This window comes from Pseudomonas sp. UYEF17, from assembly GCF_040546125.1.
In the GTDB taxonomy this organism is placed as follows: Bacteria; Pseudomonadota; Gammaproteobacteria; order Pseudomonadales; family Pseudomonadaceae; genus Aquipseudomonas; species Aquipseudomonas putida_Z.
In genome coordinates this window covers 258888-271480 of sequence record NZ_JBEPNE010000003.1, presented here as the reverse complement: position 1 = coordinate 271480, position 12593 = coordinate 258888, and the positions used below count along the sequence as shown (strand labels likewise).

Annotated in this window: 12 protein-coding genes; 4 read left to right on the top strand and 8 right to left on the bottom strand. The window is 64.2% G+C overall.

Features of this window, described 5'->3' with window-relative positions; genetic code table 11:
• Nucleotides 1-149: 149 nt before the first annotated feature.
• The 4 genes from ABIB24_RS06590 to ABIB24_RS06575 form a co-directional block, all read right to left on the bottom strand.
• Complete coding sequence (locus ABIB24_RS06590; protein WP_274078298.1) at nt 150-1487, bottom strand: imelysin family protein; 1338 nt, start codon at nt 1485-1487, stop codon at nt 150-152.
• 158 nt (nt 1488-1645) lie between these two features.
• Nucleotides 1646-3700, bottom strand: a complete 2055-nt coding sequence (locus tag ABIB24_RS06585; RefSeq protein ID WP_025340519.1) for a putative bifunctional diguanylate cyclase/phosphodiesterase — start codon at nt 3698-3700, stop codon at nt 1646-1648.
• 351 nt (nt 3701-4051) lie between these two features.
• Nucleotides 4052-4648, bottom strand: a complete 597-nt coding sequence (locus ABIB24_RS06580; RefSeq protein WP_013974076.1) for a superoxide dismutase — start codon at nt 4646-4648, stop codon at nt 4052-4054.
• A 473-nt stretch (nt 4649-5121) separates the two neighbouring features.
• Nucleotides 5122-5721 (bottom strand): LysE/ArgO family amino acid transporter, encoded by a 600-nt coding sequence (locus ABIB24_RS06575; protein WP_003258234.1) that lies wholly within the window; start codon nt 5719-5721, stop codon nt 5122-5124.
• A gap of 97 nt (nt 5722-5818) precedes the next feature.
• On the opposite strand from ABIB24_RS06575, the gene ABIB24_RS06570 reads away from it, so the two are divergent.
• From ABIB24_RS06570 to ABIB24_RS06560, 3 genes are all read left to right on the top strand, one after another.
• Nucleotides 5819-6709 carry a LysR family transcriptional regulator ArgP gene (locus tag ABIB24_RS06570; RefSeq protein ID WP_054573319.1) on the top strand — a complete coding sequence of 297 codons (891 nt, stop codon included), beginning with the start codon at nt 5819-5821 and terminating at the stop codon, nt 6707-6709.
• A gap of 49 nt (nt 6710-6758) precedes the next feature.
• The gene (locus ABIB24_RS06565) at nt 6759-7754 is read left to right on the top strand and encodes an NAD-dependent epimerase/dehydratase family protein (RefSeq protein WP_085614284.1); all 996 of its coding nucleotides are present in this window, start codon (nt 6759-6761) and stop codon (nt 7752-7754) included.
• Between the two features lie 87 nt (nt 7755-7841).
• The gene (locus ABIB24_RS06560) at nt 7842-8711 is read left to right on the top strand and encodes a hypothetical protein (RefSeq protein WP_025340516.1); all 870 of its coding nucleotides are present in this window, start codon (nt 7842-7844) and stop codon (nt 8709-8711) included.
• Between the two features lie 108 nt (nt 8712-8819).
• Here the strand turns inward: ABIB24_RS06560 and ABIB24_RS06555 are convergent, their stop codons facing one another.
• Both ABIB24_RS06555 and ABIB24_RS06550 read right to left on the bottom strand, forming a co-directional pair.
• Complete coding sequence (locus ABIB24_RS06555; RefSeq protein ID WP_013974072.1) at nt 8820-9869, bottom strand: alkene reductase; 1050 nt, start codon at nt 9867-9869, stop codon at nt 8820-8822.
• A 17-nt stretch (nt 9870-9886) separates the two neighbouring features.
• The gene (locus ABIB24_RS06550; RefSeq protein WP_003258229.1) at nt 9887-10189 is read right to left on the bottom strand and encodes an ArsR/SmtB family transcription factor; all 303 of its coding nucleotides are present in this window, start codon (nt 10187-10189) and stop codon (nt 9887-9889) included.
• Nucleotides 10190-10339: 150 nt separating this feature from the next.
• Between ABIB24_RS06550 and ABIB24_RS06545 the strand changes: the two genes are divergently transcribed.
• Nucleotides 10340-10924 carry an acyl carrier protein phosphodiesterase gene (locus ABIB24_RS06545; protein ID WP_274078299.1) on the top strand — a complete coding sequence of 195 codons (585 nt, stop codon included), beginning with the start codon at nt 10340-10342 and terminating at the stop codon, nt 10922-10924.
• Between the two features lie 122 nt (nt 10925-11046).
• Here ABIB24_RS06545 and ABIB24_RS06540 read toward each other — a convergent pair whose 3' ends face one another.
• Both ABIB24_RS06540 and olsB read right to left on the bottom strand, forming a co-directional pair.
• The gene (locus ABIB24_RS06540) at nt 11047-11835 is read right to left on the bottom strand and encodes a lysophospholipid acyltransferase family protein (RefSeq protein ID WP_025340514.1); all 789 of its coding nucleotides are present in this window, start codon (nt 11833-11835) and stop codon (nt 11047-11049) included.
• Nucleotides 11835-12590 carry an L-ornithine N(alpha)-acyltransferase gene (olsB, locus tag ABIB24_RS06535; protein ID WP_274078300.1) on the bottom strand — a complete coding sequence of 252 codons (756 nt, stop codon included), beginning with the start codon at nt 12588-12590 and terminating at the stop codon, nt 11835-11837. The genes ABIB24_RS06540 and olsB overlap by 1 nt, the downstream gene beginning before the upstream one ends.
• Nucleotides 12591-12593: the final 3 nt, after the last annotated feature.

Sequence of the window (12593 nt, the reverse complement as noted above, 5' to 3'; positions counted from 1 at the left end):
GCGGCCCCAGGACCATAGCGTCAACGTCCAGATAGCTGGGGCTGCTTTGCAGCCCTTCGCGACACAAGGCCGCTCCTACAGGGGACCGTGCAGCTTGCAAAGAAAAAGGCGACCCGAAGGCCGCCTCTTTCAGAACCGCTACAGCAGGATTAGAACTCGTGATCCGCGGTATCCGGGTTCAGGTTGGCAATGCCCAGCTTGCCCGCGGCCTGCTCGATCGCACCGGTCTGCTTGACCAGGGAGGCGATGGCGTCACGCACGATCTGGTTGCCGGCTGCGTTGTCGGCAGCGATCAGCTGGTCGTAGTGCTCGCCCTTGAGGGCGTGGTCGACGATCACCTGGATCTTGGCTTCGGTGGCTTCCAGGTCGGCCTTGAGGGTGGCGTCGGCGGCCGGGTCTACCTTGGCCACCAGCGATGACAGGCTCGGGCCGGTCACCTTGCTGCCGTCCGGGCGGGTGTACTCGCCCAGGTAGACGTTGCGGATGCCCTTGGCGTCGTAGAAGTGCGAGTAGTGGGTGTTGTCGCTGAAGCAGTCGTGCTCGTCTTCCGGCGAGTTGGCCTCCAGCGAAACCTTCATGCGTTCGCCAGCCAGTTCGCCCAGCGACAGGCTGCCCATGCCGAACAGCATCTTGCGCAGGCCGTCGTTGACCGACTCGGCTTCCAGCTTGGCGCGGTAGTTGTCGGCGACGTTCGGTGCCCAGTTGCCGACCATCTCTTCGAGGTCCTTGACCAGCAGGTCGGTGACCGCTTTCAGGTAGGCACGGCGGCGGTCGTTGTGGCCGCCGGTGGCGCCCTTGCCTTCCAGGTAGTCCGACGCCGGACGGTTGCCCGCGCCCGGGCCGGTGCCGTTCAGGTCCTGGCCCCAGAGCAGGAACTCGATGGCGTGGTAGCCGGTGGCGACGTTGGCCTCGGAGCCGCCCAGTTCGTTCAGGCTGGCCAGCTTCTCGGGGGTGATGTCCTTGACGTCGACCTTCTCTTCTCCCACCTGGATCTCGGTGTTGGCGATGATGTTGGCGTTGGCCGCCGGGTTGCCCAGGGCGTGCTCATAGCTCTTGTCGACGTAGTCGATCAGGCCTTCGTCCAGCGGCCAGGCGTTCACCTGGCCTTCCCAGTCGTCGATGATGGTGTTGCCGAAGCGGAAGGCTTCGCTCTGCAGGTACGGTACGCGCGAGGCGACCCAGGCTTCTTTGGCTGCCTTCAGGGTTTCGTCGTTGGGCTTGGCCAGGAACGCGTCGACTGCGGTCTGCAGGGTCTTGGCGGTGCTCAGCGAATCGCTGTACACGGCGTAGACCAGCTCGGCGTAATGCTTGACCACGGCTTTGCCGGCAGCTTCGTCGACAGCCCCGGGCGCCGCAGCGGTGGTGCTGGCGGCAGCAGGTGCCTGGGCTTGCGGCGCGGCGGCCTTGTCGTCCTTGCCTTCACCGCAACCGGCGAGAGCGATGGCAATGGCCAGCAGACTGGCGGAGGCCAGAGGCATTCGAATCATTATTGGTTTTCCTGCGTCGTGTGGTTGGACCAAGGGGTGGACCGTGCGCCGTGGCACGCGAAACCGCAACATCATGCGAAAGATTTGCATTTGCTGTAAAGGGGGCGGGCATGCAATTCGTGTAAATGCCGGTCACGGCCTGTAACCGGGCAGGCGGCTCAGAGCATCGAAACCTGGTTTCGCTGTGCCTGCTTGAGGAAGTTGGTCAGCTCACGGGCCGACAGCGGCTTGCTGTAGTGGTAGCCCTGGCCCTCGTGGCAGCCCTGGGCGACGATGTAGGTTTCCTGTTCGGCGGTTTCCACGCCTTCGGCGATCACCTGCATCCCCAGGCTCTTGCCCAGCTGGATGATGGCGCGAACGATGGTGGCGTCGTCATCGTCGTCCAGCAGGTCCTGGACGAAGCTCTTGTCGATCTTGATCTTGTCCAGCGGCAGCGATTTCAGGTAGCTGAGCGACGAGTAGCCGGTGCCGAAGTCGTCGATGGCAATCAATGCTCCGGAGCGGCGCAGGCTCAGCAGGTGCTGGGCGGCGGTGCTGATGTCTTCCATCAGGCCGGTCTCAGTGACTTCCAGTTCCAGGCTGCGCGGCGGCAGGCGATAGGCCTGCAGCAGGTTGTTGACCACCCGCGGCAGTTCGCTGTGGTGCAGCTGCACGGTGGACAGGTTGACCGCCATGCGCAGCTCGCTGAAGCCCATGTCGTGCCATTCGCGCAATTGCCGGCAGGCCTGGTCGAGCACCCATTCGCCAATGCTGATGATGCTGCCGTTCTGTTCGGCCAGGGGGATGAACTGATCTGGCGGCACCATGCCCAGCTCCGGGTGCTGCCAGCGCAGCAATGCCTCGACACCGACCACGCGGTGGTCGCGGTAGCTGATCTGTGGCTGGTACACCAGGTACAGCTGGTTGCGCGGCAGGGCTTCGCGCAGGTCCTTTTCCAGCTCGCGACGGCGGCGCATCTCGCTGTCGACGCTGGCGATGTAGAACTGGTAGCGGTTGCGCGAACGGGCCTTGGCCAGGGTCATGGTCTGTTCGGCTTTCTGCAGCAGCTTCTCGGTGCTGTCGCCGTCTTCCGGGAACAGGGTGATGCCGATGGTGGCGCGCAGGCGGATCTGCTGGTGGTGGTCGAGGTCGAACGGCACTTCCAGGTCGTCGAGGATACTCTGCGCCAGTTCGGCCGCCTCGTAGGGCTGCTCGATATTGGCCTGCACCAGGGCGAACTGGTCACCACCCAGGCGTGCCAGGGCGCCCAGGCGGCCACTGTGGGCGCGCAGGCGGTCGGCCAGGGCCAGCAGCAGCTGGTCGCCGACCTGGTAGCTGAACTGCTCGTTGATGCCCTTGAAGTCGTCCAGGCCTACGCACAGTACCGCCACGCGGTGTTGCAGGCGGCCGCCGTCGACCAGGATCTTGTCCAGTTGCTGCTGCAGCTGCTGGCGGTTGGGCAGGCCGGTGAGGAAGTCGTACTGGGCCATGCGTTGCAGGCTGTTTTCCGCCTCGTGGCGCAGATGGGTGTTGCGCTCGATCGAGGCCAGCAACTGGTTGGCGGTATTTACCCAAAGGCCCAGCTCGTTCTTCTCGTGGCCCTTGAGCAGCGGCAGTTGGTGCTGGCTTGGGCGGTCGGGGTTGATCTGGGTGAGGTGCTCGATGATCTTCGACAGCGGTTTGGTCAGCAGCCAGTGGTAGACCAGGTACAGCACCAGGCCCATGGCCAGGGCCCGCAGCACACCGGAGATGAAGATGATCACGGCGTTGATCAGGAAGTCTTCGCCGTAGGACGAGGTGTCCAGGGTGATGCTCAGGTCGCCGTAGTATTCGCTGTAGGGGCCGCGGCCGACCAGTTGCGTGGTGTAGGTACGTTCCTGGCCGAGGATCAGGTCGGTCAGCCAGCGCATGGACATGTCCTGCAACGGGCGGGACTTTTCCGCCAGCATGGTTTCGTTGGGGTGGCCGATGGAGGCCATGCGTACCGATTCGTCCTGGAACAGGCCTTCCATCACCTGCATGCCCATTTCGCGGTCGAGGCTGTATACCGCCTGGGTCGAGGGGTCGCGGAACATGTCGAGGATGCGCTGGGCATCGTTGTTCACGGCCTGGCGGGTCTTGTAGGTGTCGTAGACGATTTGCGCACAGCTGAGCACGACACCGACCGCTAGCGCCGACAGCAGCACGACCCTAAGCAACTTGACCGACAAGCTGTTCCGCAATTCCAGCTTCAATGGGGTTTCCTTAATCCATGCGCATGGCATCATTTTGCCATCAACGATGACGATACACTATCGGCCGACCATCAATAGTGTATCGGTTGCCTGACCCCGCAACTTGAATGCGCTGTAACAATCTTCCAGAGGTTTGATGTTAGCGTGCTATGCGGGCTGAGCAAGCCTTTGCTGGTGGGTTGAAGGTGAAATCTGTGCTGACCCCTTCGCGGGCACGCCCGCTCCCACAGGTAGGGCGCCGCCTGTGGACCTGATGCTATCCCTGTGGGAGCGGGCGTGCCCGCGAAGAGGCCGGTACAGGCATAAAAAAACCCGGCACCGGGCCGGGTTTTTTGTTCAGGGCTGAATGACTCAGGCCTTGAAGGTCTTGCCTTCGAACTGTTCGGCAACGAAGGCCCAGTTGACCAGGTTCCAGAACGCCTCGACGTACTTCGGACGCAGGTTGCGGTAGTCGATGTAGTAGGCGTGTTCCCATACGTCGCAGGTCAGCAGCGGGGTGTCGCCGCTGGTCAGCGGGCAGCCGGCGCCGATGGTGCTGGCCAGGGCCAGGGAACCGTCAGCCTTCTTCACCAGCCAGCCCCAGCCGGAACCGAAGGTGCCAACCGAAGTCTTGGTGAACTCTTCCTTGAACTTGTCGAAGGAACCGAAAGCGGCGTTGATGGCGTCAGCCAGGGCACCGGTCGGCTGGCCACCGGCGTTTGGTGCCAGGCAGTTCCAGTAGAAGGTGTGGTTCCAGACTTGAGCGGCGTTGTTGAAGATGCCGCCCGAAGAGCTCTTGACGATCTCTTCCAGGGTCTTGCCTTCGAATTCGGTGCCTGGGACCAGGTTGTTCAGGTTCACGACATAGGTGTTGTGGTGCTTGTCGTGGTGATACTCCAGGGTTTCCTTGGAGATGTGCGGCTGCAGGGCATCGTGGGCGTACGGCAGCGGCGGCAATTCAAAAGCCATGGTGGATCTCCTGATTCAGGTCTGTTTGCGGTTTGCGCAAGGCCGATCACGGGCGGCCCGATGAGCGTCGGCGAGTTTGTACTCTTTGCGACGCAAGGGCTGGATCATAGCACCGGGCCCGGCGCATAACCACGCAACAAAGATAGGGAATAGAGGTTCCAGAGCGGTCGGGGTGTGCCGACCGGTGGTGTTCGGCTTAACGCTTGTAGCGCCTGTGAGATCGAGCGCCGCCCGCGCGGCGCTTCGCAGCACAAGGCTGCTCCTACATCTGTTTCAGGCCAGTCATTCCTGAGGCAGGCGCGCTCGGCCCCTTAGTGTTCACCTCGATATCGTGTCGGACCAACAAGGCGGTCGCGCGCGTTGGTGCAGGCATTACTGGCCCAAAACAGATGTAGGAGCAGCCTTGTGCTGCGAAGCGCCGCGCGGGCGGCGCTCGATCTCACAGGCGATAAAGATGTTGTGGTGAGCCGAGGTCAGTTGAAGATCAACTGCGCCGCCACCGCGAACATCATCACCGCCACCATCAGGTCGAGCATGCGCCAGGTCGCCGGCCGAGCCAGCCAAGGTGCTAGCCAGGCGGCACCGATCGCCAGGGTCGAGAACCACAGCAGCGAGGCGCTGGCAGCGCCGGCCACGTAGGCGCCAGGCGCAGCCTGCTGGGCGCCCAGCGAGCCGATCAGCAGCACCGTGTCGAGGTATACGTGCGGGTTCAGCAGGGTCACCGCCAGGGCGCTGAGCAGTACCGCGCGGCGTGAGCGCGCACCCTGGCCTTGCTGGTGCTGCAGGCTCTGCCTGGAGCAGGCGCTGCGCAAAGCCTTGGCGCCGTACCAGATCAGGAACACCGCCCCGCCCCAGCGGGCGATCGCCAGCAACGTCGGGTTGTGCGCCAGCACGGTGGCCAGGCCGAACACACCGGCTGCTACCAGGATGGCGTCACAGACGATGCACAGTGCCGCCACCGGCAAATGATGCTCGCGGCGCAAGCTCTGGGCGAGGACGAAGGCGTTCTGTGCACCGATGGCCATGATCAGGCCGAAGGCCACGAGCATGCCGTTGAGATAGCTTTGCCACATGGCGTGCTCTCCAAAGAGTCCAAAAGATGCTGGTCATTGTGATGAACCACGCTGTATAAGAAAAACAAATAGAGCTGATCCGTCATTAGGAAAATCGATGTTCGACTACAAGCTGCTGGCCGCCCTTGCCGCCGTGATCGAGCAGGGTGGTTTCGAACGCGCGGCGCAGGTGCTGGGCTTGTCGCAGTCGGCCATCTCCCAGCGCATCAAGCTGCTCGAGGCGCGGGTCGGCCAGCCGGTGCTGGTGCGTGCCACACCGCCAAGCCCGACCGAAGTCGGCCGCCAGTTGCTCAACCATGTGCAGCAGGTGCGCCTGCTCGAACGCGACCTGCAGCGCCAGGTGCCGGCGCTGGACGAGGAGGGCATGCCGGAGCGCCTGCGCATCGCCCTCAACGCCGACAGCCTGGCTACCTGGTGGGCCGGCGCAGTGGGCAACTTCTGCGCACAGCAGAACGTGCTGACCGACCTGGTGGTGGAAGACCAGGAAGTGGGCCTGAAACGCATGCGTGCGGGCGAAGTGGCGGCCTGCCTGTGTGGCAGCGAGCGGCCGGTCGCCGGCGCGCGCAGCCTGCCGCTGGGCGCCATGCGCTACCGGGCGCTGGCCAGCCCCGGGTTCATGGCGCGGCATTTTCCGCAGGGCTTCGCTGCCAGCCGCCTGGCCCGTACCCCGGCGATCGTGTACGGCCCGGACGACTTCCTGCAACACCGCTACCTGGCATCGCTGGGCATCGAGGATGGCTTCCTGCACCACTTGTGCCCGTCGTCCGAAGGCTTCCTGCGCATGACCGAAGCCGGCCTGGGCTGGGGCCTGGTGCCGGAACTGCAGGCTCGCGAGCAACTGGCCAGCGGCCAGTTGGTGGAAATCTGCAGCGATACCCCCATCGATGTGCCGCTGTACTGGCATCATTGGCGCAATGGCGGGCAACTGCTCGCGCAACTGACCGACCACCTGCGGCACACCGCACGGCAATGGCTGGTGCCCTTGTAGCCACGGCTGGCGTCAGTTGCATCTGAAATCTGGCAAGACGGAGTCTTACATGCGAATTCTGGTCACCGGCGCGAGTGGCTTCATTGGCGGGCGCTTTGCGCGCTTTGCCCTGGAGCAGGGCCTGGACGTGCGGGTCAGCGGCCGTCGAGCCGAAGGGGTCGAGCACCTGGTCAAGCGCGGCGCCCAGTTCATCCCCGGCGACCTGGGTGATGCCGAGCTGGCACGCCGCCTGTGCCAAGGCGTCGAGGCGGTGGTGCACTGCGCCGGCGCAGTGGGCAACTGGGGGCGCTACCAGGACTTCTATCAAGGCAATGTGGTGGTCACCGAAAACGTGGTCGAGGGCTGCTTGAAGGAGCACGTACGACGCCTGGTACACCTGTCGTCGCCGTCGATCTACTTCAATGGCCGCTCGCGCCTGGACATCCGGGAAGAGCAGGTGCCGCGCCGCTTCCATGACCATTACGGGCAGACCAAGCACATGGCCGAACAGAAAGTGTTCGGTGCCCAGGAGTTCGGCCTCGAGGTGCTGGCGCTGCGCCCGCGCTTCGTCACCGGCGCCGGCGATGCCAGTATCTTCCCGCGGCTGATGCAGATGCAGCGCAAGGGGCGTGTGGCGATCATCGGCAACGGCCTGAACAAAGTCGATTTCACCAGCGTGCACAACCTCAACGAAGCGCTGCTCAGTGCTCTGTTCGCCGACGACCGGGCGCTGGGCCAGGCCTATAACATCAGCAACGGCCAGCCGCTGCCGCTGTGGGACGTGGTCAACTACGTGATGCGCCAGATGCAGTTGCCGCAGGTTACCCGGTACCGCTCCTACGGCCTGGCCTACAGCCTGGCCGCGCTGAACGAGGCGGCCTGCATGTTGTGGCCGGGGCGCCCGCAACCGACCCTGTCGCGCCTGGGGATGCAGGTGATGAGCCGCGATTTCACCCTGGATATCAGCCGCGCCCGGCAGTACCTGGACTACCAGCCCAAGGTCAGCCTGTGGACGGCGCTGGATGAATTCTGTGCCTGGTGGAAGCACCAGCCGCCGGGGCAGTGAAACCGTCGGGCCGACAATGGACATCAACGCGCCGCGCTGGCGGTTTATACTCGTGCCTCTTTGCGACTACCGCGGTTGAATGTATCCATGCGTAACCATGCTCACGATGACTACGATGATGTGCCTACCCTGCGGGCCGGCACCCATGACGATGACGAACTGATGCCGGCGCACGTGGTGCGCAGCCGCCAGAAAGCCGCTCGCGGTGCCAGCACGGCGCCGCTATGGGCATTGCTCGGGGCCTCGTTCATCGCCTTGGCGGGCCTTGGCTGGTGGAGCTTCCAGCAGATCTCGCTGATGGAGCAGCAACTGGTGGCGACCCAGGAAAGCTTCGCCCGCATCAGCGAAGAGGCTGCCGGGCGCCTGCAGGCGATCAGCGGCAAGGTGGCGGCCAGCGAATCCGGCGCCACTACCAACAGCGAGGCGTTGAAGCTGCAGCTGCGCCAGTTGCAGAAGGGTGTGGCCGGGCAGACCGGTGACCTGGGCAAGCGCCTGGAGCAGGTACTGGCCGATACCCGTGAACAGCAGAAGGCCGTGACCGAGCTGCAGAGCCAGTTGCAGGCGCAACTGAAGGCAGTGAATGGTGAGCTGGCCGCGTTGCGCTCGGGGCAGGTCGATGGTGGCAAGCTGGATACGCAGTTCAAGGGCCTGAACGAACAGGTTGCTGCGCTGAAGGCCGCGCAGGCTGATGGCGCCAAGCTGGACGGGCAGCTCAAGAGCCTGGGCAACGAGGTGGCAGCGCTGAAGAAGCAGGGTAACCCGAGCGCGGCCATCCAGGACCTGGAGCAGGACATCCTGGTGCTCAAGAGCCAGATCGACAACCGCCCGGCCGCGGCGGCGTCCAGTGGTGCTTCGGTGCAGGAATTCGACGCCTTCCGGGCGCAGACGACCCGCAACCTGAATACCTTGCAGAGCCAGATCCAGAACCTGCAGCAGCAGATCAATGCCCGGCCGTGAGATCACCTGAACCTTCTTCGCGGGCACGCCCGCTCCCACAGGTACAGCGACAAGCTTGAAGATTGTGCTGACCCTGTGGGAGCGGGCGTGCCCGCGAATGGCCCTGAATCACAACCGCGGATAATCGATGTACCCCACCGGCCCCTTGCCATAGAAAGTCTCCGGCCGCGCCTCGTTCAACGGCGCATCCGCCGCCAACCGCGCCGGCAGGTCAGGGTTGGCGATGAACGGCACGCCAAACGCCACGGCGTCGGCCTTGCCATTGGCCAGGGCTGCATTGGCACTGGCCTTGTCAAACCGCTCATTGACGATGTACGGGCCACCGAACGCCTCTTTGATCAGCGGGCCGATACTGTCATCGGCTTCCTTTTCCCGTGAGCAGATGAAGGCAATACCCCGCTTGCCCAGCTCACGGGCCACGTAGGTAAAGGTTTCGGCACGGTCGGCATCGCCCATGTCATGGGCATCGGCACGCGGCGCCAGGTGCACGCCCACGCGGTTTGCGCCCCACACCTCGATGGCCGCATCGGTCACTTCCAGCAGCAGCCGCGCACGGTTTTCCAGCGAGCCGCCGTAGCGGTCGGTGCGCTGGTTGGTGCTGCTCTGCAGGAACTGGTCGAGCAGGTAGCCGTTGGCACCGTGGATCTCCACGCCATCGAAACCGGCAGCCTTGGCATTCTCGGCACCGCTGCGGTAGGCCTCGACGATGTCGATGATTTCTTCGGTTTCCAGCGCGCGTGGGGTGGGGTAGTCACTGAGCGGGCGCACCAGGCTTACATGGCCCTTGGGCTGGATCGCGCTGGGGGCTACCGGCAGCTCGCCGTTCAGGTAGCTGGGGTGGGAGATGCGGCCAACGTGCCACAGCTGCAGGAAGATGCGCCCGCCAGCGGCATGCACGGCCTTGGTCACATTGTTCCAGCCACGCACTTGCTCGTCGTTCCAGATACCAGGGGTATCCGGGTAGCCGACGCCCATGGCACTGACCGAGGTCGCCTCGCTGAGGATCAGCCCGGCGCTGGCGCGCTGCACGTAGTACTCGGCCATCAGCGCATTGGGCACGCGGCCTTCGTCGGCCCGGCAGCGGGTGAGCGGGGCCATGATGATGCGGTTGGGCAGTTGCAGGTCGCCCAGGGTGATCGGATCGAAAAGCGTGGTCATGACGGTTACCTGCCTGTTCAGAGTGCTTGGCGCAGTTGTTCGAGAAACGCCTGGATAGTGGCTTCGTTGCGTTTGAAGAAGTGCCATTGGCCGATCTTCTGGCTGCTGATCAGCCCGGCGCGCTGCAGGGTGGCCAGGTGGGCGGAGACGGTCGACTGCGACAGGCCGCAGCGTTGGTCGATCTGCCCGGCACACACACCGTTCTCGGTGCTGTGGTACTGGTCGGGGAATTGCGTTGCCGGGTCCTTCAGCCAGCTGAGGATTTCTCGCCTGACCGGGTGGGCCAGCGCTTTTATGATTTCGTCGAGATCGAGAGGCATGGGTTGAGGCTCGTTGTAGCGGTATATCGCGATAGGGCGAAATGTAAATCGTGGATTCCCGATATACAAATATGAAGAGGTTCTGAGCTGAGCACGAATCGCTATATCGCGTTATAACGATATAGGCGGCGGCGGTGCTAGACTGCGCTCATGAACTACCTCGCACACCTGCACCTTGGCGGCCCGGCGCCGCAACAACTGCTTGGCAGCCTGTATGGCGACTTCGTCAAAGGCTCGCTGGAAGGGCGCTTCCCGCCTGCGCTGGAGGCGGCCATCCGGCTGCACCGGCATATCGACAGCTATACCGACCAGCACCCGTTGGTGCTGGCGGCACTGGCGCGCTTTCCGCGGGAGCGGCGGCGCTTTGCCGGCATTGTTCTGGATGTGTTTTTCGACCATTGCCTGGCCCGGCATTGGCGGGATTATGCCGAGCAGCCGCTGGCGCAGTTCACCGGGGACTTTTATCGGGTGTTGCTGGCGGAGCCCGAGTTGCCGGGGCGGCTGGCGGGGATTGCGCCGTTCATGGCGGCGGATGACTGGCTGGGGGCGTATGGCGACTTTGCCACGCTGGAGCAGGTGTTCAACGGCATTGCCCGGCGCTTGTCGCGGCCGGAGGGGATGGTTGGGGTGATGGGGGAGCTGGAGCGGCTGTATGAGCCATTGCTGGCGGACTTCAGGGAGTTTTATCCACAGTTGCAGGCGTTTGCAGCGGCTGGCCGGTTGTCTGGCAGTTAGTCCTGCGCTCGATTCTTCGCGGGCTTGCCCGCTCCCACAGGTTGGCGCAGTTCTCAAGATATGCGCGGGCCCTGTGGGAGCGGGCTAGCCCGCGAAGAGGCCGGTACTGGCAGTGCGGGAATTCAGGCAGCCCGCGCCTGCCGCCGTGGCGCCAGCTCAACTTCTTCAACCCCGAACAACGCCAGGTGAATCGCCTGCTGCGCCTGCAACGCCAGCACCGCTCGCTCCTTGCCCACGCTACCGATCGGCTGCAGCAGGTGAATGCATACCTCGCCCCGCGGCAGGGCAAACAGGCGCATCAGGTGCGACACCAGGTCATCGTCACCAATGAACGGTGCAATCGGGTCGATCTGGCCATCGCGCAGGTACTGGATGGCGACCGGCTGCACCGCCACGCCACGGTCGATGGCGCCTGCCAGCAGGCGGCCATGGAAGGTGCGCAGGGTACGGCCGCTGGTGGTGGTGCCTTCCGGGAAGATCAGCAACGGCCGGGCAAGGCCCAGCTGCCCGGCGATCTGTTCACGCAGGCGCTGGCTGTCGCCCCCGCCACGGCGGATGAACAGGGTGCCGGCCTTTTCTGCCAGCCAGCCGGCCACCGGCCAGTGGCGGACTTCGGCCTTGGACAGGAACGACAGCGGCAGCAGCATGCCGAGCAGGGGGATATCGGTCCAGGACACGTGGTTGCTGACCCACAGCATCGGCCGCTGCGGCAGCTCGCCGACCACCCGCACATCGAAGGGCAGGGCCGCGACCAGGCGCTTCATGAACAGGCAGGTCCAGCGCTGGCGGCGCTCGATGGGCGCCTTGAACCCCAGGCGTTCGCCCAGGGCGATCACGCTGGCCATCAGCATGCCCAGCAGCAGTACCAGCAGCAGTCGAGTCAGGCGGGCCATTACCCGCAGCTTCGGCATCAGACCGCTGCCTTGAAGTGGCGGGCGTAGCGTGGGCACAGTTCGTCGCGCTTGAGCAGGATGAACACATCGGCCACCTGGAAGTCTTCGTCCCAGCACGGCTCGCCGCAGATCTTCGCGCCCAGGCGCATGTAAGCCTTGAGCAGCGGTGGCATTTCGGCGATGACGTTGTTCGGCAGGGCCAGGTTGGGCAACGGGTTCTTCGGCTCGGCGCGCAGGTGCTCGGTGCACAGGTAGCGGTCACGTAGGCGCTGCATCACCGCGTGGGCCTGCACCCCGCCATCCTGCATGGGGATGCTGGCGCAGCCCATCAGGTAGCTGTAGCGGCCTTCGTTGAGCACTTCGGCCAGTTCGCCCCAGAGCACGGCGATGGTGCCGCCGTTGCGGTAATCGGGGGCTACGCAGGTACGGCCCAGCTCCAGGATTGGGCCTTGCAGCTGCAACAGGCCGTGCAGGCTGAATTCCTTTTCGCTATAGAAGCGGCCCAGGCTGCTGGCGGCCTGATGGTCGAGCAGGCGTGTGGTGGCAACCAGCTCGCCAGTGCTCAGGTCGCGTACGCCAATGTGGCGGCAGTGCACGTCGTAGTCGTCCATGTCCAGGCCTTGCTCGGCTCCTTTGAGCTTGGCCTTGAATTCGGCGCTGAACACTTTGTAGCGCAGGGCCTGGGCTTCCTGCAGGGCCGCAGCGCCAACCAGGCGTTCGGCTTGCAGACGGCGTTCGGTGCTGTTGTCGCCAGCGTGAGCGATCCGAGTCATTAC

What these genes read in the sequence shown, in the direction of transcription:
- ABIB24_RS06590 (WP_274078298.1), bottom strand. Translation starts at nt 1,487, where the DNA reads ATGATTCGAATGCCTCTGGCCTCCGCCAGTCTGCTGGCCATTGCCATC.
- ABIB24_RS06580 (WP_013974076.1), bottom strand. Translation starts at nt 4,648, where the DNA reads ATGGCTTTTGAATTGCCGCCGCTGCCGTACGCCCACGATGCCCTGCAG.
- ABIB24_RS06575 (WP_003258234.1), bottom strand. Translation starts at nt 5,721, where the DNA reads ATGTGGCAAAGCTATCTCAACGGCATGCTCGTGGCCTTCGGCCTGATC.
- ABIB24_RS06570 (WP_054573319.1), top strand. Translation starts at nt 5,819, where the DNA reads ATGTTCGACTACAAGCTGCTGGCCGCCCTTGCCGCCGTGATCGAGCAG.
- ABIB24_RS06565 (WP_085614284.1), top strand. Translation starts at nt 6,759, where the DNA reads ATGCGAATTCTGGTCACCGGCGCGAGTGGCTTCATTGGCGGGCGCTTT.
- ABIB24_RS06560 (WP_025340516.1), top strand. Translation starts at nt 7,842, where the DNA reads ATGCGTAACCATGCTCACGATGACTACGATGATGTGCCTACCCTGCGG.
- ABIB24_RS06555 (WP_013974072.1), bottom strand. Translation starts at nt 9,869, where the DNA reads ATGACCACGCTTTTCGATCCGATCACCCTGGGCGACCTGCAACTGCCC.
- ABIB24_RS06550 (WP_003258229.1), bottom strand. Translation starts at nt 10,189, where the DNA reads ATGCCTCTCGATCTCGACGAAATCATAAAAGCGCTGGCCCACCCGGTC.
- ABIB24_RS06545 (WP_274078299.1), top strand. Translation starts at nt 10,340, where the DNA reads ATGAACTACCTCGCACACCTGCACCTTGGCGGCCCGGCGCCGCAACAA.
- ABIB24_RS06540 (WP_025340514.1), bottom strand. Translation starts at nt 11,835, where the DNA reads ATGCCGAAGCTGCGGGTAATGGCCCGCCTGACTCGACTGCTGCTGGTA.
- olsB (WP_274078300.1), bottom strand. Translation starts at nt 12,590, where the DNA reads ATGACTCGGATCGCTCACGCTGGCGACAACAGCACCGAACGCCGTCTG.